Origin of the sequence: Marinimicrobium sp. UBA4509 (assembly GCF_002388575.1) — a bacterium.
GTDB classification, from domain to species: domain Bacteria; phylum Pseudomonadota; class Gammaproteobacteria; order Pseudomonadales; family Cellvibrionaceae; genus Marinimicrobium; species Marinimicrobium koreense.
The window spans coordinates 1-1,164 of record NZ_DGMV01000083.1; the positions used below are offsets into that span (position 1 = coordinate 1).

A 1,164-nucleotide genomic window follows, 5' to 3' on the forward strand; every position below is an offset into this window, starting at 1 on the left:
GCATCCGCCGTAACCGATCGTGACCCATCCGCCGTAACCCAAACTCTACGCCGCCTTCATCGCCTGCCGCATCACGACACCCCAATCGAGCAACAACTCTTCCAATAGTAGCTGTTTGTTGGGGTTGGCGCCGCTGAGCCACTGGCTTTTGACGGTCAGGAGCTTTTCCAGGTACCGGTGCAGGAGCGCGGGTGGGATGCGCTGGAATTGGTGTTGGAGGTGATCCGGCAGCGGTTTGAAGGTGGATACGTCGGCGCCGGCCTGCCAGCGGGCCAGGTCGTAGAGCCATATCAGGAGCCATTCGATGGCTTCGCCGACGTCGCCTTTTTGCCATTGGTCAGCAAGTTGGATTGCGGTGAGCTGCTGGTCGCAGAGTCTGATGAAGTCTTTTTCGCGCTGGCGGCGTTGTTCCAGGGCGTCGCCTTCGAGTAGGGCCAGGGCGTGCAGGGGTGCGCCTCGGCCCAGTTCGAGCAGGGCTTCGGGTTCGAAGCCGCTGCCGGAGACCAGGGGGTTGAGCCAGTTCAGGACCTGGGCCTGGGGCGGGATGGCGAAGCTGCGCAGTTGGCAGCGGCTGCGGATGGTGGGCAGCACGGCGCTGGGGGTATGGCTGATGAGGATCAGCACGGTGTCGTCAGCAGGCTCTTCCAGGGTTTTGAGCAGGGCGTTGGCGGAGTTGGCGTTCATGGCTTCGGCCGGCTCGAGGATGACGACTTTGTAGCCGCCCTGTTGGGCGGTGGTGCCCAGGGTCTGGGTGAGTTCGCGGATGACGTCGATTTTGATGGCTTTGCCCGGCTCTTCCGGTTGCAGAACGGTGAGGTCGGGGTGGGTCTGGGCTTTGAGCAGGCCGCAGCTGTGGCATTTGCCGCAGGCGGTGTCTTGCTGGGGTGTCTGGCACAGGAGCCGCTGGGCGAGTGCGGTGGCCAGGTGGGCTTTGCCGATGCCTGGGGGGCCAGCGAACATGAGGGCGTGGGGCAGTTGGCCTTCGCTGATTTGGCGGTTGAGGCGTTGCCAGGGTTCTTTTTGCCAGGGGTATGGCAGGGCCGGGAAGTGTTCGGACATGGGGCGTCGGTTTCGGTTGAAGTTTGGCGGTATTGTACGCGTTCGGGTTGGTGGTTGCCCAGCGGTTGCTCCATCACGTCCGGCCCATGGAGGGGAAGCCCTTTC

General features: G+C 63.4%; 1 protein-coding gene. It reads right to left on the reverse strand.

The window, feature by feature from the left end:
• Positions 1-45 precede the first annotated feature (45 nt).
• The gene (locus B3520_RS15475; protein WP_286804295.1) at positions 46-1,059 is read right to left on the reverse strand and encodes a DNA polymerase III subunit delta'; all 1,014 of its coding nucleotides are present in this window, start codon (positions 1,057-1,059) and stop codon (positions 46-48) included.
• Between the last annotated feature and the right edge of the window lie 105 nt (positions 1,060-1,164).